This window comes from Phaeobacter sp. JH20_37 (genome assembly GCF_048056015.1).
GTDB lineage: Bacteria > Pseudomonadota > Alphaproteobacteria > Rhodobacterales > Rhodobacteraceae > Phaeobacter > Phaeobacter bryozoorum.
Window position 1 is genome coordinate 196,316 of the sequence record NZ_JAYMWW010000020.1, and the last position, 15,806, is coordinate 212,121.

General features: G+C 60.5%; 15 protein-coding genes. 13 read left to right on the plus strand and 2 right to left on the minus strand.

The window, feature by feature from the left end:
* The first annotated feature begins 256 nt into the window (after window positions 1-256).
* The 6 genes from VWZ87_RS17595 to VWZ87_RS17620 all read left to right on the plus strand — a co-directional run bounded on the left by VWZ87_RS17595 (window position 257) and on the right by VWZ87_RS17620 (window position 7,998).
* Window positions 257-2,350: a 3-hydroxyacyl-CoA dehydrogenase NAD-binding domain-containing protein gene (locus VWZ87_RS17595; protein ID WP_416536473.1), complete on the plus strand. Its 2,094-nt coding sequence runs from the start codon at window positions 257-259 to the stop codon at window positions 2,348-2,350.
* Window position 2,351: 1 nt separating this feature from the next.
* Window positions 2,352-3,527: an acetyl-CoA C-acyltransferase gene (locus VWZ87_RS17600; RefSeq protein WP_416536474.1), complete on the plus strand. Its 1,176-nt coding sequence runs from the start codon at window positions 2,352-2,354 to the stop codon at window positions 3,525-3,527.
* Window positions 3,528-3,622: 95 nt separating this feature from the next.
* A complete protein-coding gene (locus tag VWZ87_RS17605; protein ID WP_416536475.1) occupies window positions 3,623-4,822 on the plus strand; it encodes an acyl-CoA dehydrogenase family protein in 1,200 nt (399 codons plus the stop codon).
* The gene (locus VWZ87_RS17610) at window positions 4,819-5,964 is read left to right on the plus strand and encodes an acyl-CoA dehydrogenase family protein (RefSeq protein ID WP_416536476.1); all 1,146 of its coding nucleotides are present in this window, start codon (window positions 4,819-4,821) and stop codon (window positions 5,962-5,964) included. The genes VWZ87_RS17605 and VWZ87_RS17610 overlap by 4 nt, the downstream gene beginning before the upstream one ends.
* A gap of 85 nt (window positions 5,965-6,049) precedes the next feature.
* A complete protein-coding gene (locus VWZ87_RS17615) occupies window positions 6,050-6,409 on the plus strand; it encodes a PaaI family thioesterase (RefSeq protein ID WP_416536477.1) in 360 nt (119 codons plus the stop codon).
* Between the two features lie 71 nt (window positions 6,410-6,480).
* Window positions 6,481-7,998 (plus strand): class I adenylate-forming enzyme family protein, encoded by a 1,518-nt coding sequence (locus tag VWZ87_RS17620; protein WP_416536478.1) that lies wholly within the window; start codon window positions 6,481-6,483, stop codon window positions 7,996-7,998.
* A gap of 128 nt (window positions 7,999-8,126) precedes the next feature.
* On the opposite strand, the gene rpe is transcribed toward VWZ87_RS17620, so the two are convergent.
* Entirely contained in the window at window positions 8,127-8,816 is a 690-nt protein-coding gene (gene rpe, locus VWZ87_RS17625; protein WP_340544360.1) for a ribulose-phosphate 3-epimerase, read from the minus strand.
* 177 nt (window positions 8,817-8,993) lie between these two features.
* On the opposite strand from rpe, the gene phnC reads away from it, so the two are divergent.
* The 5 genes from phnC to VWZ87_RS17650 all read left to right on the plus strand — a co-directional run bounded on the left by phnC (window position 8,994) and on the right by VWZ87_RS17650 (window position 13,842).
* On the plus strand, window positions 8,994-9,812 hold the full coding sequence (gene phnC, locus VWZ87_RS17630; protein ID WP_416536479.1) for a phosphonate ABC transporter ATP-binding protein: 819 nt from the start codon (window positions 8,994-8,996) through the stop codon (window positions 9,810-9,812).
* 59 nt (window positions 9,813-9,871) lie between these two features.
* The gene (gene phnD, locus VWZ87_RS17635; protein ID WP_416536480.1) at window positions 9,872-10,780 is read left to right on the plus strand and encodes a phosphonate ABC transporter substrate-binding protein; all 909 of its coding nucleotides are present in this window, start codon (window positions 9,872-9,874) and stop codon (window positions 10,778-10,780) included.
* A gap of 159 nt (window positions 10,781-10,939) precedes the next feature.
* Window positions 10,940-11,809 carry a phosphonate ABC transporter, permease protein PhnE gene (gene phnE, locus VWZ87_RS17640; RefSeq protein WP_416536481.1) on the plus strand — a complete coding sequence of 290 codons (870 nt, stop codon included), beginning with the start codon at window positions 10,940-10,942 and terminating at the stop codon, window positions 11,807-11,809.
* Window positions 11,806-13,176, plus strand: a complete 1,371-nt coding sequence (phnE, locus tag VWZ87_RS17645) for a phosphonate ABC transporter, permease protein PhnE (protein ID WP_416536482.1) — start codon at window positions 11,806-11,808, stop codon at window positions 13,174-13,176. Before phnE (VWZ87_RS17640) ends, phnE (VWZ87_RS17645) begins: the two co-directional genes overlap by 4 nt.
* A gap of 51 nt (window positions 13,177-13,227) precedes the next feature.
* On the plus strand, window positions 13,228-13,842 hold the full coding sequence (locus VWZ87_RS17650; protein ID WP_340544366.1) for a chloramphenicol acetyltransferase: 615 nt from the start codon (window positions 13,228-13,230) through the stop codon (window positions 13,840-13,842).
* 46 nt (window positions 13,843-13,888) lie between these two features.
* Here VWZ87_RS17650 and phnF read toward each other — a convergent pair whose 3' ends face one another.
* Window positions 13,889-14,623, minus strand: a complete 735-nt coding sequence (gene phnF, locus VWZ87_RS17655) for a phosphonate metabolism transcriptional regulator PhnF (protein ID WP_416536483.1) — start codon at window positions 14,621-14,623, stop codon at window positions 13,889-13,891.
* A gap of 108 nt (window positions 14,624-14,731) precedes the next feature.
* On the opposite strand from phnF, the gene phnG reads away from it, so the two are divergent.
* Complete coding sequence (phnG, locus tag VWZ87_RS17660) at window positions 14,732-15,208, plus strand: phosphonate C-P lyase system protein PhnG (RefSeq protein ID WP_416536484.1); 477 nt, start codon at window positions 14,732-14,734, stop codon at window positions 15,206-15,208.
* On the plus strand, window positions 15,208-15,804 hold the full coding sequence (gene phnH, locus VWZ87_RS17665) for a phosphonate C-P lyase system protein PhnH (protein ID WP_416536914.1): 597 nt from the start codon (window positions 15,208-15,210) through the stop codon (window positions 15,802-15,804). The genes phnG and phnH overlap by 1 nt, the downstream gene beginning before the upstream one ends.
* Window positions 15,805-15,806 lie beyond the last annotated feature (2 nt).

Sequence of the window (15,806 nt, forward strand, 5' to 3'; positions counted from 1 at the left end):
GAGACGCACCGTCACGACCCGCAGGCAAATCGTGATGCTTGGCAAGCGGCGCAGACGCGCGGCATGATATCTCTTGTCAGGTCACGAAGCCGGATTTAGGGTCGGCATCAAGTTTGCGGAATGATGTTCCGCATGGCGAAATGTGCGGGGGTGACGTCTGCGTCCTGATCCGTGCCTGCCGCAAGGCAGCTGCGTTCCCGCGGTTGGAGCCTGTCGAAGTTTTGCTCGGCATCGCTCGCAATAAGAGGAAAGATCCATGACTGAAGCCGTTGTTTATGAGCGTATTGGCGATATTGCAGTGCTGGGCGCGCAGAACCCGCCAGTGAACGCTCTTGGCGTTGACGTGCGCCGTGGGCTTCTTGCCGGGATTGAGCGCGCCGAGGAAGAAGGCGCACGTGCCGTACTGATCTACGGCGAGGGGCGAACCTATTTCGCTGGCGCCGATATCCGCGAGTTCGGCAAGCCGATGCAAGAGCCCGGATTGCCTGACCTGTGCAACCGCATCGAAGCCGCCAAGCTCATCGTGGTTTCTGCCCTCCACGGCACCGCGCTGGGCGGCGGGTTGGAAGTTGCGCTGTCGTCGCACTACCGGATTGCAGTGCCGAGCGCCAAGATGGGCTTGCCTGAGGTGCATCTCGGCATCATCCCGGGCGCTGGGGGGACGCAGCGGCTGCCGCGCGTCACCGGAACCGAGGCGGCACTGGAGATCATCACCACCGGCCGCCATGTGCCGACGGCAGAAGCCTTCGACAAGGGGGTCGTTGACCGTATTGCCGAGGGCAGTCCCCGCGAAGTCGGTCTGGCTTACACCCGTGAATTGCTGGACCAGGATGCGCCGCGTCGACCGGTCTGTGATATGCCGCCACCGGAACCCATCGATTTCGATGAAGCCTATGAGCGGGTGCTCGCCCGGGGACGCGGTCAGCTGTCCCCGGCCGTCGCGGTGCGTGCCGTTCAGGCTGCATGTGAAGCCAAGAGCTTTCTTGACGGGGTGCGCCAGGAGCGAGAGCTGTTTAAGAAGCTGATGGAGAGCGATCAGCGACAGGGTCTGATCCACGCATTCTTTTCGGAGCGCGCGGTCAGCAAGCTGCCAGAGCTGGCCGATGTGACCCCGCGCGACGTCGCCTCGATGGGGGTGATTGGTGGCGGCACGATGGGCGCAGGCATTGCAACCGCCGCCCTGTTGTCGGGGCTGCCCGTAGTACTGATCGAACGTGATGATGCGGCGACGGTCGCAGCTCATGAACGGATCGAAGGCAATCTGAAAGGGGCGCTTAAACGCGGCAAGATCGTTCAGTCGCAGTTTGATACCATGATGAACGAGGCGCTGCAGCTGGCGACGGATTATGCAGCGCTGTCGCAGGTCGATCTGGTGGTCGAAGCAGTGTTTGAAGACATGGACGTCAAACGCGACGTTTTCTCGGCGCTGGATACGCATTGCAAACCCGGCGCAATTCTCGCCAGCAACACGTCATATCTCGATATCAATGAAATCGCTGCTGCGACGCGCCGACCGGCGAATGTGATCGGATTGCACTTCTTCTCCCCGGCGCATGTGATGAAACTGCTTGAGGTCGTGGTTGCAGATCAGACCGCGCCTGATGTGATCGCCACCGGAATTGCCCTTGGCAAGCGGCTGAAGAAGATCTCTGTGCGTTCAGGTGTCTGCGATGGCTTCATCGGCAACCGGATCATGAACAGCTACCGCAAGGCTGCCGATTACATGGTGCTGGACGGAGCCTCACCCTACCAGATTGACAAGGTGATGACCGGGTTCGGATTTGCGATGGGGCCATTTGCGGTGGCGGATCTGGCAGGGCTTGATATCGGCTGGGCAGCCCGCAAACGGCGAGCGCCGACACGCGATCCCCGTGAGCGGATTGTGCATTTTTCCGATATGCTCTGCGAAGCTGGAGATTTCGGGCAGAAGACCGGCCGGGGTTTTTATGTCTACGAAGAGGGCAAGCGCGGCGGGACCCCAAATCCACAGGTATCCGAGTATATCGAACGCGATCAGCGGGATCAGGGCGTGACGCCGCAGGTCTTGGCCAATGACGAGGTCCTGCGGCGCTACATGTGCGCGATGGTCAATGAGGCGGCGAAGGTTGTCGGCGAGGGCATCGCCCGGCGTCCGCTGGATGTGGATATGGTATTGCTGTTCGGCTATGGCTTTCCGCGGTTTTGGGGCGGCCCGCTGAAATGGGCTGACCTGCAAGGTTTGGATAGCATCCTCAAGGACATCAAACGCTATGCCAAGGAAGATGCGTTTTTCTGGCAGCCGGCGCCCTTGCTGGAAGAGCTTGTCGCCGAGGGCCGCAGCTTTGACGATCTCAACAAGGAGGCCCGGTGAGATGAAACAGGCTGTCATCGTTTCCGCTGCCCGCACTGGGTTGGCCAAGTCTTTTCGCGGATCGTTCAACCAGACCCATGGCGCGACTTTGGGCGGCCATGCCGTAGCTGCAGCCGTCGAGCGGGCTGGCCTAGATGGTGGCGAGATCGAGGATTGCATTATCGGCTGCGGGTTCCCCGAACAGGCTACGGGTCACAATATCGGACGTCAGATTGCACTGCGCGCGGGATTGCCGCAGACCGCAGCAGGCATGACTGTGAACCGGTTCTGCGCCTCGGGTCTTCAGACCATCGCGCTTGCGGCCCAGCAGATTACAGCCGAAGGGGCTGGCCCGATGGTTGCAGGTGGGGTCGAGAGCATCTCCATGGTGCAGCCCAATGTGAAGCAGGTGCAGGACCCCTGGCTGCAGGCGCACAAGCCAGACGTTTATATGGCCATGATCGATACCGCAGATATCGTTGCCGAGCGTTACGGGATCAGCCGGGAAGCGCAGGATGCCTACGGGCTGCGCAGCCAGCAGCGGATAGCAGCGGCGCAGGGTGCAGGGCTGTTTGACGACGAAATCGTGCCCATGCAGACCGTTATGGCTTTAAAAGATAAGGAAACCGGTGAGGTTGGCACCCGCGAGGTGACTGTGGATCGCGACGAATGTAATCGCCCGCAAACCACTTTGGACGGGCTTGCCGGATTGGACCCGGTGCGTGGCGAGGGCAAGTTCATCACCGCAGGAAACGCCAGCCAGCTTTCCGATGGTTCGGCGGCGGTCGTGATGATGGAGGCCACCGAGGCAAGCCGTCGAGGGCTGAACCCGATGGGGGCGTTTCGCGGGTTCTGCGTTGCCGGCTGTGCGCCTGACGAAATGGGCATCGGCCCGGTACATGCGGTGCCGCGCCTGCTGGAGCGGCACGGGCTGACAGTCGCGGATATCGATCTGTGGGAGCTGAATGAGGCTTTTGCCAGCCAGGCGCTCTATTGCCGTGACCAGCTCCGTATCCCGGATGAAATCTGCAACGTGAACGGCGGATCAATTGCCATCGGCCATCCCTTTGGCATGACAGGCGCACGAATGGTCGGGCATCTGCTGCGTGAGGGCCGTCGACGTGGGGCCAAGCTGGGTGTTGCAACCATGTGCATCGGCGGCGGCATGGGTGCTGCGGGCCTGTTCGAGATCTACTGACTATCTGGGTACGGCTTCGCCGGTAGGTGCGGTCCAAGTAGATCCCGGATGAGAGCAGCGGGCACTATCGAAATAGCGCGGGGAGGTACGCGGAGATGGATCTGAATTACTCGACCGAAGAGTTGGCCTTTCGCGCGGAAGTGCGCGCCTTTCTGGAGGCGAAGCTGCCTCAGGATCTGTCGGACGCTGTGCGCCTGGGGCGGGGTATCGGCAAAGAGGGGCATGATCGCTGGCACCAGATCCTGAACGATCAGGGGTGGCTGGCACCGACCTGGCCGCAGGAGTATGGCGGCTGCGGCTGGAATGCGGTCCAGCGCCACATCTTCGAAGAAGAATGTTGTCGCGCCCACGCGCCGCGCATCGTTCCGTTTGGTTTGACCATGCTTGCGCCGGTTCTGCAAAAATTCGGATCCGATGCGCAGCGCGCGTATTTCCTGCCCAAAATTCTGTCCGGTGAACACTGGTGGTGTCAGGGATATTCCGAGCCGGGCGCAGGGTCCGATCTGGCCAGCCTGAGCACGCGCGCAGTTCGCGATGGTGACCATTATATCGTCAACGGACAAAAAACTTGGACCACGCTTGGCCAATTCGCCAACTGGATTTTCTGTCTCGTCCGCACTGATCCTCAGGCCAAGCAGCAGGAGGGGATTTCCTTTCTGCTGATTGACATGGCGACACCAGGCATCGAAGTGCGGCCGATCATCCTTCTTGATGGCACCCATGAGGTCAACGAAGTCTGGTTCAATGATGTGCGCGTGCCTGCTGAAAATCTGGTTGGTGAGGAAAACAAAGGCTGGACCTATGCCAAATATCTGCTGACCCATGAACGCACCAATATTGCAGGTGTCGGGTTCAGCCAGGCAGGGCTGGAGGCGGTGAAACGTCTCGCGCGTCACCAGCTTCATCGCGGTCGCCCGCTGATCGAAAATCCACAATTCGCCGCGCGACTCGCCCGCGCGGAAATCGATCTGATGGCCATGTCCACCACCAATCTGCGCATCATCTCAGCTGCGGCCCAAGGGCAGGCGCCGGGCGTCGAAAGCTCCATGCTCAAGGTGAAAGGCACCGAAATACGTCAGGAGATCAACGATCTCGCACGGCGCGCAGCGGGCGTTTATGCCCTGCCGTTTGCGTCGGAGGCGGTAGCCGGTGACAACAACGCGCTTTCTCCACCAGAGGGGAGCGAAGCTGTCGCGGCCCAGTATTTCAACAATCGAAAACTGTCGATCTTCGGTGGATCGAACGAGATCCAGAAGAATATCATTGCCAAGGTTTCACTGGGAGGCAGGACATGAACTTTCAGCTGACAGAAGAGCGCCAGATGCTTCAGGACAGTTTGCGCCGGTTTCTTCGCGATCGGTATTCTGTCGCCGCCCGAAACCAGGCGCTTGCCGATCCTTCGGGGTACTCTCCGGCAATTTGGGGACAGCTTGCTGACCTCGGGGTGATTGGCGCGCTGTTGCCCGAGGCCGCTGGTGGATATGGCGGGGCTGGATTCGACATTGCGACGGTGTTTGAGGAATTGGGTCGGGCCGGCGTTGTTGAACCGGTGCTTGACAGCGCCGTTCTTTGTGGCGTGCTGCTGTGTGGCTCTGGCACAGATCCGATTTCGCCGCGTGATCAGAAAATGATTGATCGGCTGATCGCTGGAGATCTGCAGCTGGCCTTTGCCCACGGCGAGCCTGCCAGCCGGTATGAGCGTACCTGGATCGAAACCAAGGCTGTCGACGAGGGGGATGACATTCTGCTCACCGGGCGGAAATCCGTGGTGGTGAATGCAGAGGCGGCCGACTTGCTGATTGTTGCCGCGCGCGAAGCAGGGTCACCCGGAGATCGTGACGGCCTGTCCCTATTTTGTGTTCGCCCCGATGCACCCGGTCTGCGAATGCGGGGTAGCGCATTGCTGGCAGGCGGCAGAGCCGCCGAGATGGAACTGGATGGTGTTCGGCTGTCGAAATCAGCGCGGATCGGCGCAGCTGGCAATGCTGCGGACCGTATCGAAGGCGCCATTGCCGCGGCGGAGGTTGCGCTCGCCGCAGAGACGCTTGGCGCGATGGAAACAGCCGTACGGCTGACGATGGATTACCTGACTACACGGCAGCAATTTGGACGTCCAATCGGCACGTTTCAGGCCTTGCAGCATCGCGTTGCAGAGATGTTGATCGAGCTCGAACAGGCGCGTTCTGCCGTGATCAATGCAGCAGGCCACCTGGAGGATCTGCCACTGGTGCGGGATCGTCATATCGCCGCCGCGCGCAATCTCATCGGGCGGACGGGGCGCCATATCGCGGAAGAGGCGATCCAGCTTCACGGAGGCATCGCGATGACTGCCGAATATGAGCTGGCCCATATTGCCAAACGCATCGTCTTGGCGGAACACCGCTTTGGTGATGCTGATACCCAGTTGGAGCGGTTCATTGACCTCACGGCGGCCTGATCCGATATCGCAGGCCACCGAGGCTGCGGCGGCATATGGGTCCAGGGGCACCAAGCGCATCATTGACGATCCAGGTTGTCAGCAGATGGTCGGGTATCGCACCGAGATCGATACGCAAACCGGGGCGTGCCTTGTGATGCTGGAGCTTGCTCCACAGCACCTTAACCGCAATGGCCTCCTGCATGGTGGCATCGTTGCGACCCTGATGGATGTGGTCTGTGGCAATACGGCATCTCAGCATTTTGACGCAGCCTTGCACCCGCCGGTGGTGACCGTCTCACTGACCTTGTCCTATATCGCGGCTGCACGGTCCGGGCAGGTTGTGGCATCGGCAACGGCAACAGGCGGTGGCGCCTCCCTGGCCTATGTGGCGGGAGAGCTGGTGGATGGTCGCGGGCAGATCTTGGCCACCGCGACCGGGGTCTTCAAAAGGATACGGGGCTGAGGCCCCCGCGGCGCAGCTTTGTCTGCGGAGGGGGAGGTGACAGATATCAACACGACCACGGGGAATCGAACATGACGCTTTGGCACGAGTATCTTGAGCAGCATGCGCGCCATCGTCCGGAGTCTCCGGCCTTCAGCGACAGCGGCGGGACGAAGTGGACCTATGGTGAGCTTGCCCGCGTCTGCGATGAACTGCGATCTCATCTGGTGGCCGCTGGAGTGGGGCCGGGTGACCGGGTCATGTTACTCTGCGAGAACTGCTGCGTCGCCGTTGCAGCCCTGTTTGCTACTTCACAATTGGGCGGTGTTGCAGTTCCCGTGAATGCCCGGATGCGAGCGCCCGAGGTCGAGCGTATCCGTGCCCATGCCGAGCCGACAGTGATCCTGCTGACGGTGGCCGCTTCGCCGGATGCTGCGGCCCACGCGGCCCGATTGGGCGCACACCCGATGCCGGGCGATCTGGGCAGCTTGCAGATCGTGATGTCAGCCCCCGGAGAGGGTGTTGCGGCGGGCGATCGAGGCGATGAAACGATACCGTCCGATCTGGCCGTGCTGCTCTACACAACCGGTACGACCGGTGATCCAAAGGGGGTGATGCTCAGCCATGGAAACCTGAGTTTCGGCGGCGGTGCCTCGGCTCGCTTGCGCGATATGACCGTACGAGATGTGATCTATGGCGTTTTGCCACTTAGCCATGTGTTTGGCCTCGCGTCCGTTCTGACTGCCTCCGTGATGATCGGGGCCGAGGTTCGTCTTGAGGCGCGCTTTAGCGCGGCGCGGTTTTATCAGGCGTTGCGGAGCGGCGTCACCCTGGTTTCCGCCGTACCGCAGATGCACGCGCTGGTGATGCAATACGCTAAGGAACAGGGGTTGGCGCATCTTGATAGTCCCGATCTGCGCTATGTCTCCTCTGGCGCGGCTCCGCTCGACCCGGATTGGAAACGGCGGGCGGAAGATTTTTACGGCGTTGCCCTGCAGAACGGCTATGGGATGACCGAGGCCACGGCAGGGATCTGCGCGACCCGCAACTGCCTGGGTGACCCTGATACATCGGTTGGCCCACCGCTATCGGGGGTTGAGGTGCGTCTGGATGAAAATGTTCCGGGCGGCGGCGGCGGGCTGGGAGAGATCTGCCTGCGCGGAGACAACGTTATGCTCGGCTATTTCCGCAACCCGAACGCCACGCGGGCGGCTCTCGATCCCGAAGGTTGGCTGCGCAGCGGCGATATGGGGCGTTGGGACCAAAGCGGCAATCTGCACATCGACGGACGCGCCAAGGAGCTGATTATCCATGGCGGTTTCAATGTCTTCCCGCCGGAGGTCGAAGCAGCTCTGAATGCCCATCCGCAGGTGGTTCAATCCGCTGTTGTCGGCCGCCAGATGGACGGGGACGAACAGGTGGTCGCCTTTGTGCAGGTGGCCACTGCCGATGCGCCTCGGGTTGAGGACTTACGTCTCTTCGTGGCAGAGCGTCTGGCAGGCTATAAACGGCCCGGCCTTATTGTGCTCACAGAACAGCTGCCAGCGGCACCGACAGGCAAGATCCTGAAGCATCTTCTGCTGTCCCATTTCGCGGACCGGCTGGCGTGAAGCGCCCGCGCCGCGCAACGCGCGGCGCTTGGCCCAACGGCTTCAGCGCCTTTCTTGAAAGGCGTCGCAGCGGGCGGGAGTTCCTTGTGTCCGCCCTACTGAATGCGCGCTGCTGTGATGTCGCTCGCTCAGGCCCAGACGCCAGCAGCAGCGGCTCGGATGTTGCGGATATTTTCTCCGTAAACCTCCGGCGTATCGACGGAGCCGCCCTTGAACACTGCTGATCCGGCGACCAGCACGTCCGCCCCGGCTTCTGCCACCAGCGGTGCGGTCTTGGGGTCAACGCCGCCATCAATCTCGATATGCACCGGACGATCACCGATCATGGACCGCAGGCTGCGAATCTTGGCGGTCATATCGATGAACTTCTGACCGCCGAATCCGGGGTTCACCGTCATGACGCAGATCAGATCGGTCAGATCCAGCAGATGGGCAACCGCCTCGGCAGGGGTGCCGGGGTTCAGGGCCACACCGGCTTTCATACCTGCCCCACGGATCGCTTGCAGGGTGCGATGAATATGCGGCCCGGCCTCGACATGTGCGGTCAGAACGTCGGCCCCGGCATCTGCATAGGCGTCGATATAGGGGTCAACCGGTGCAATCATCAGATGCACATCCATCACGGTTTTGACATGTGGGCGAAACGCCTTCACCGCCATCGGACCAAAAGTAAGGTTGGGTACAAAATGCCCGTCCATCACATCGATATGAACCCAATCGGCGCCTTGGGATTCGATGGCCTGAATCTCCTGGCCGAAATTGGCAAAGTCGGCAGACAGGATCGAAGGTGCGATTTTGATGGAGCGGTCGAAAGACATGGCAGCAGTTCCTTGGTTTCGTGGGCAGCGTTTCGTCGCCGTATAGCGGCTTGTTGCCGGCGCGCCTAGGGGCGTGCTGGCTGTTGTCATGCCGGCCGTTACAAAAGCTTCACCGCGATGACACACAAGTTTTGATCTGGCAGCTTAGTCAGTCCCGCAAAGAGACGGGAGCCTCAGGTGCTGCGAATTGACAAACTGACCAAGAGATTCGGCGACAAGATCGCGGTGGATGCCGCGACGCTGGATATCGACAAGCCCTGCATGATCGGCATTATCGGCCGCTCGGGCGCGGGGAAATCCACGTTGCTGCGGATGATCAACCGGCTTGGGGACGCCAGTGAGGGGCGCATCCTTTTCGAAGGGCGCGATGTGACCCAGCTGCGCGGCAAGGAGAAACGCGCCTGGCAATCCGATTGTGCGATGATCTTTCAGCAGTTCAATCTGGTTCCGCGGATGGATGTCGTGTCCAACGTGCTGCACGGCACGCTCAACCGTCGCTCGAGCCTTGCGACGTTGTTCAATCTCTACCCGATGGACGACATCCATCGCGCGATTGATATCCTTGACCGGCTTGGTATCGCCGAACACGCCGCCAAACGGGCCGAGGCGCTCTCGGGTGGTCAACAACAGAGGGTCGCGATTGCACGGGCTCTGATGCAGGATCCGAGGATCATTTTGGCGGATGAACCGATTGCCTCGCTTGATCCGATGAATGCCCAGACAGTCATGGAGGCACTGCGCCGTATCCACGAGGAGGACGGCCGCACTGTCATCGCCAATCTGCACACACTGGATACCGCACGTCGCTACTGCGACCGTGTTGTCGGCATGCGGGATGGGCGCATCGTGTTCGATGGTCTGCCGGAGCAGCTGACGACCGGTGTCGCCCGCGAAATCTACGGAGCAGGCGCGGACTTCTCCGAGGCCGCAACCTCTACAGAGATTGAGACATTGAACCGTACTCAGCCGCGCCGACAGCCTGTTCCGGCGGACTGACAGTTTTTTCCAAACCCGGCGGTTCGTTCGCCGACATGACCAACCAGAGAGATTGACTAATGAAAAACCTTATTGCTACCATTCTGGCGACCACCGCGCTGACCGCACCGGTTCTTGCTGAGACCTCGGAAATTCAGGAATTCCGTATCGGTATTCTTGGTGGTGAAAACGCTCAGGATCGCCTGAACAACAACGAGTGCCTGCGTCAAAAGACCGAGGATCTTCTGGGGGTCGAAACCAAACTCTTTGCCCCGGCCGACTACAACGGGGTGATCCAGGGGCTGTTGGGCGGCACCATCGACATGGCGTGGCTGGGTGCATCCGGCTATGCCAAAACTTATCTCAGTGATCCGGCGGCGGTAGAGCCGATCCTGGTAAAGGTGAACAACGACGGTGGCTATGGCTACTATTCCATCGGTTTCACGCGTAAGGATAGCGGGATCACATCGCTCGATGACATGCAGGGCAAGACATTTGGTTTTGGTGATCCGAACTCCACCTCCGGTTTCCTGATCCCTTCGATCGAGATTCCACAGGCAACCGGCGCGACCATGACCTCCGGCGATTACTTTGGCGAGGTTAAATTCACCGGCGGGCATGAGCAGACAATCGTCGCTGTTGCGAATGGCGATGTGGACGCCGGCGTCAGCTGGGCTGACGGCCTGGGTGAGTGGGAAGATGGTTTCAACTCCGGCGCGCTGCGTCGCGCGGTTGATGCAGGTCTCGTCGATATGAACGATCTGGTGCAGATCTGGCAGTCCAAACCTATTCCCGAGGGCCCGGTTGTTCTGCGCACCGAACTGCCCGAGGACGTGAAGCTGAAGATGACTGGCCTGATGGCCTCTCTGAAGTCGATGGATGCTGAATGTTTCTATGGTGTGGCCGCCGGTGAGGCGAAAGGCTTCATGCCGATCACCCACGAGGCCTACGAGGTTATCATCGAAGCGCGGAAATTGAAGTCCAACTAATTTCAGTACCTAAACGCGCGGGGTTCGGAGAATTCGTACCGAACCCCGCCATTTTATCTGCCAACTGCCCTGGTTCGGAACTGACTGCGCGCAGTCTCCACCACGTGAAACATCGAAAGCCCAGCCGTTCGGCTGTTTTCGACGACACAGGATCCCCTCATGACAGATGCAACAGCCTCGGCCTCTTCGGTGTCCGACATTCAGGCCGATTACCAGGCGCTGATACAGCGCAAGCGCCTTTATGGCGGGATCCTTCTGGCCGTATTTGTGGCGATGATGGCCGCCGGTTTCAGGATCGCCGACGATCGCAACGCAGGGTCTTTCTGGAATGGGATTACCCATGTTTTTGACTACCCCTCTGAGGTGCTTTCGGAAGCGGTCGAGAAGGTGGCCCTATTGCCCGGGCATGTGTTACAGTTTTCACCGGCCCTGGTCGAGACCTTGAACATCGCTGCCGCTGCCACGCTGATTGGGGCAATCTTCGGAACCATCCTGTCTTTGTTGGCAACACGGGGGCTGGCGCGCTGGCCGCGCCTTATCCCGCTGTTCCGCCGGATGCTGGATATCTTTCGTGCGATCCCGGAAATCGTCATCGCACTGGTGCTGATCTTTCTTTTGGGTGGTGGACCGGTGCCTGCGATGATCGCGATTGCGATCCATACTGCGGGCGCTCTGGGCAAGCTGTTTTCCGAGGTGAATGAGAACGCATCGCTGAAGCCTGTCGAAGGACTGGCCTCTGTCGGGGCCGGTTGGGCGCAGCGCATGGTGCTGGGCGTTTTTCCCCAGGTCGGCCCGAACTATGTGAGCTACGCACTTCTGCGGTTCGAAATCAATATCCGCGCCTCCGCCATTCTCGGCTTCGTCGGGGCGGGCGGTATCGGCTACGAGCTGCGCAACGCCATGTCCTGGGGGCAGGGGCGGTATGATGAAGCTGCGGCGATCTTTCTTTTGCTGTTTTTTACCATCGTCCTGGTGGATCAACTGTCGGGCCTGCTGCGCGACCGGCTGACCCACGGAGCCAAACAATGACGACCTTTGACACCACTGTTCCGCCGACCTTGCGCAAACTGGACATGGAGCGCCTGTTCATCCGCAAGCGCGTCCTGAACCTTTCTCTGCCGCTCTTGGTACTGGTCTATCTCGCCTATGTCTTCGTCGCCTTCGACGTTGCGGGGCTGGCCGCGCGGATGAATCCGCAGAATGCCCGCACGCTGGTGGCAGATAGTTACAGCTACAAAACCCACGTCACGCGCGACAATCGGACAGGTGACGTTAGCGTCGCCATCGAGGGAGAGCGCAAAGGGGCCTATCCCGATGGGCAAGCGCCGGAGTGGGTTTCCCTCGCGACGACACCGTCCGACGTTACCGTGATTGACCTCGAAGATGGTCATCAGGTTCGCTTCGGCCCCGAGAGCATTGTTTTTGATATCCCCGGCTATGGTAGGATCCGCGCAACCCCAAGTCGCAGCGCTGGCGTGCAGGCCGAATTTCCGGCAGGCGATCTGCCGGATTGGATCAATGTCTCAAAGAACCGGTTGGCGGTGACGACCGACGCCGGGCGTCTGACGGTGACCCGTAACCGTGCGGAGGTGTTTCGGTATTTTGCTGGTTGGGAGCTGTTCTTCTTCACCCTCGACAGCCGTTACCACGGTCTGGGGCCGGGTGAGCTGGTGACCCGGGCCGCAACTGGTGAAGCGGGCGCGATCTTCCACGATTTCTGGACCAACAAGATGTGGCGGCATCAGGATGTGGCCTGGGCCATTTTCGAAACGCTGCTGATGGCGTTCCTTGGCACGATGGGCGCGGGGCTGATTGCGCTGCCGCTCGCATTTGCTGCTACCCGGAACTTCATGCCGCTGCGCGCGGTCCGCTTTGCAACCCGTCGCCTTTTTGACTTCGTGCGCGGCGTCGACTCTCTGATCTGGACCGTGGTCCTTGCCCGGGCCTTTGGACCCGGTCCGCTGACTGGCGCTTTGGCGATCCTGGTGACCGACACTGGCACCTTTGGCAAGATTTTCTCGGAGGCGCTGGAGAATGTGGACGAGAAACAGATCGAAGGCGTTGCCTCCACAGGCGCGAAGCCGGCGCAGCGCTATCGCTTCGGTGTCATTCCGCAGATCACGCCTGTCTTGCTGAGCCAGCTGCTCTATTTCCTGGAATCAAACACGCGCAGCGCAACGATCATTGGCGCCATCACCGGTGGCGGTATCGGCTTGCTGCTGACTCAGGCCATTATCACCCAGAAGGACTGGGAAGAGGTTGCCTATTACATCGTGCTGATCATTCTCATGGTGATGGTCATGGATTGGGTGTCCGGTTGGCTGCGCCGCCGCCTGATCAAGGGCGAGCCGGGCCGCAAGGCCCGCCGTCAGGGTGGCGCGATGCTGCTGCCGTGACCGTTGGCGGTGCTAAGAACCTGTCTCTTCAATATCTTCGAAAGCCACCCAATGCCCCGTCTCTCTGCCGATCAGCCGTATCTTCATTCCAACTGTTCGATCGCAAACAGCCAGTTTGGCGCCTTCGTCGAAATCGGGGCGGAAAGCCGGGTACTGAACAGCCGGTTCGGCGATTACAGCTACTGTGATCGCTACTGTGATATCGCCAATGCTGAGATCGGGAAGTTCTCGAATATCGCCAGCGCCACGCGTATTGGCGCCACCGATCATCCGCTGCAAAAGGCCTCGCTGCATCATTTCCTCTACCGCTCGTCGGCCTATTGGGACGACATCGAAGATGACGCGGACTGGTTTCAGCATCGTGCCAGTCGGCTGGCACATATCGGCCACGACACCTGGATCGGGCATGGTGTGCTGATCAAGCCCGAGGTGACCATTGGCCACGGTGCCGTGGTGGCGGCCGGGACTGTCGTCACCAAGGACGTTGCCCCCTATACGATCGTCGGAGGAAACACGGCGCGGCTCATCCGGCGTCGGTATACCGAAGCAGTCGCTGAGGCGATGATCGCCTTGGCCTGGTGGGACTGGGACAATGCCCGGTTGAAGGCGGCGGTCCCCGATTTTCGAGCGCTAAGCGCCGAAGCCTTCTTAGAGAAATACGCATAGCACCTGCCTGCGGATCAGCCATCAGCGAGGGCGTCATGCAGACAGGTCACCCGTCGGCCAAACCCGCGTCATCCTGATCGCTGACGGTCAGGGTCACCCGGTCCCCGGCAAACCAAGTTCGGCCAAATTCGACAGGGGTCCCGTCTGGCGCTGCGTTGATGCCGGTTGTCCGCAGGATCGGGCTGCCCTCGGAGATCCTGAGGTGCAGTGCCTGCGTGGCAGTTGCGAGTTTGGCCGTGATACGGGTCTCCACCCTCGTATAGTCGGTGACCCCGCAGATCTTCAGCGCCGCTGTTACCGATTGGGTCTCTTGCAACGCGGGGAGCAGATTAGGCAGGTCTTCGGCGGGGAACACGCTTTGGAAGAGGGCAATCGGCTGGCCATCCGCCAGTGACAACCCATCATAGACATGTACGGCTGTTCCTGATTCCAGCCCCAGCGCTTCGGCTTCTCGGCGGTCGGCAGCCCGGGTCTCCAGGCTGAGGATTTTCTTTGCTGGAATACGTCCCAGCCGAGCGACGTTCTGGTGAAAGCGGACTCTTTTGCCAATCGGGTAATCTGTTGGCTGAGCCGCAACAAAGACACCGGCGCCCCGGCGGGCGTGAACCAGCCCCTGGTCTGCCATCTCCGACAAGGCGCGACGGACAGTGTGGCGGTTGACCCCAAATCGGCCTGCGAGCTGCACCTCTGGCGGAAGCTTGTCGCCGGTTTGATAGCGCCCCTGTGCGATGTCATCGGTGAGGCTGATGGCGATGGATTTCCAGACCGGGGTGCGGGGCATGTCACGAAACTTTCACAAGGTTGTCGTTGCGCCGCGTGGGGCGACTCAGGTACCATTTGTCTAGTTGTATAGACAAGCTAGACAAACAGGCCAAGAGGCTTCGACAAGATGAACAGAGAAAACAGCATGACAGCGGGTGGTACCGGCAGCGGGGTGGACCGCCAAGCATGGATGAGCCTTCTTGCCTCTGCAAATGCCGCGGCATTGCAGGAGCTCTGGCAGAGCTATGGGCAGAACCCCGATCACGCATGGCTGCGCCCGCCCGAAGTTGGCGGCGTGATGGTGCGGGGGCGCATGGGGGCCAGCGGAGCGGCCTTCAACCTCGGTGAAATGACGGTTACCCGCTGCGCGCTGACATTGGCCGATGGCGTTGTCGGCCACGGCTATGTTCAGGGCCGTAACAAGGCACAGGCTGAGATCGCCGCCAAGATTGATGCGCTGATGCAGACCGGGGCGGCGGCTGACGTGCAGCGTCAGATCCTGGCACCGCTGCGCGAGGCAAAGCAGGCGAAAAAGGCGGCTCGGGCTGCAAAAGCCGCCGCTACGAAAGTTGATTTCTTTACAATGGTGCGAGGGGAAGACTGATGTCGACGCAAGCCCATGCTTCTCATTTCTCTGGTGGTTTTGCTTCTCCTGCGGTGCAGTCGGCGCATGCGTTTCGCGCTGCGATGACCGCCATGGCACGTCCTGGCCAGATCATGGACATCACTGGCGCAGCGCCACCCGATGACCTGTCTGTCGCCGCTGGCTGCCTGTTGCTGACGCTGTGTGATCCCGACACGGGTCTCTACCTAGCGCCGGATGTTGACACGCTGGCGGTGCGGGAATGGGTCACCTTTCATACAGGCGCGCCGCTGGTGGCGGCTGATGTTGCAGATTTTGCGCTGGGCGGCTGGGCTGCGCTGGCACCAGTTGATGTCTATCGTATCGGCACGGCTGAATACCCGGATCGCTCGGCCACTCTGATCGTTGAAATGGACGAACTTGCACGACCCAACGCTGAATTGAGCGGCCCTGGCATTAAAGACACCGCCCAGATCCACCTGCCTGATCTGGGCGCATTTCAGGATAACTCTGCGCTCTTCCCGCTGGGGTTCGACACTTATTTCACCGTCGGCAGCCAGCTTTGCGCGCTGCCACGTTCCAGCCGGATTGCTCCGCTGTCCAAGAAGGAGGGCTAAGA

What these genes read in the sequence shown, in the direction of transcription:
- VWZ87_RS17595 (WP_416536473.1), top strand. Translation starts at nt 257, where the DNA reads ATGACTGAAGCCGTTGTTTATGAGCGTATTGGCGATATTGCAGTGCTG.
- VWZ87_RS17600 (WP_416536474.1), top strand. Translation starts at nt 2,352, where the DNA reads ATGAAACAGGCTGTCATCGTTTCCGCTGCCCGCACTGGGTTGGCCAAG.
- VWZ87_RS17605 (WP_416536475.1), top strand. Translation starts at nt 3,623, where the DNA reads ATGGATCTGAATTACTCGACCGAAGAGTTGGCCTTTCGCGCGGAAGTG.
- VWZ87_RS17610 (WP_416536476.1), top strand. Translation starts at nt 4,819, where the DNA reads ATGAACTTTCAGCTGACAGAAGAGCGCCAGATGCTTCAGGACAGTTTG.
- VWZ87_RS17615 (WP_416536477.1), top strand. Translation starts at nt 6,050, where the DNA reads ATGGTCGGGTATCGCACCGAGATCGATACGCAAACCGGGGCGTGCCTT.
- VWZ87_RS17620 (WP_416536478.1), top strand. Translation starts at nt 6,481, where the DNA reads ATGACGCTTTGGCACGAGTATCTTGAGCAGCATGCGCGCCATCGTCCG.
- rpe (WP_340544360.1), bottom strand. Translation starts at nt 8,816, where the DNA reads ATGTCTTTCGACCGCTCCATCAAAATCGCACCTTCGATCCTGTCTGCC.
- phnD (WP_416536480.1), top strand. Translation starts at nt 9,872, where the DNA reads ATGAAAAACCTTATTGCTACCATTCTGGCGACCACCGCGCTGACCGCA.
- phnE (WP_416536481.1), top strand. Translation starts at nt 10,940, where the DNA reads ATGACAGATGCAACAGCCTCGGCCTCTTCGGTGTCCGACATTCAGGCC.
- phnE (WP_416536482.1), top strand. Translation starts at nt 11,806, where the DNA reads ATGACGACCTTTGACACCACTGTTCCGCCGACCTTGCGCAAACTGGAC.
- VWZ87_RS17650 (WP_340544366.1), top strand. Translation starts at nt 13,228, where the DNA reads ATGCCCCGTCTCTCTGCCGATCAGCCGTATCTTCATTCCAACTGTTCG.
- phnF (WP_416536483.1), bottom strand. Translation starts at nt 14,623, where the DNA reads ATGCCCCGCACCCCGGTCTGGAAATCCATCGCCATCAGCCTCACCGAT.
- phnG (WP_416536484.1), top strand. Translation starts at nt 14,732, where the DNA reads ATGAACAGAGAAAACAGCATGACAGCGGGTGGTACCGGCAGCGGGGTG.
- phnH (WP_416536914.1), top strand. Translation starts at nt 15,208, where the DNA reads ATGTCGACGCAAGCCCATGCTTCTCATTTCTCTGGTGGTTTTGCTTCT.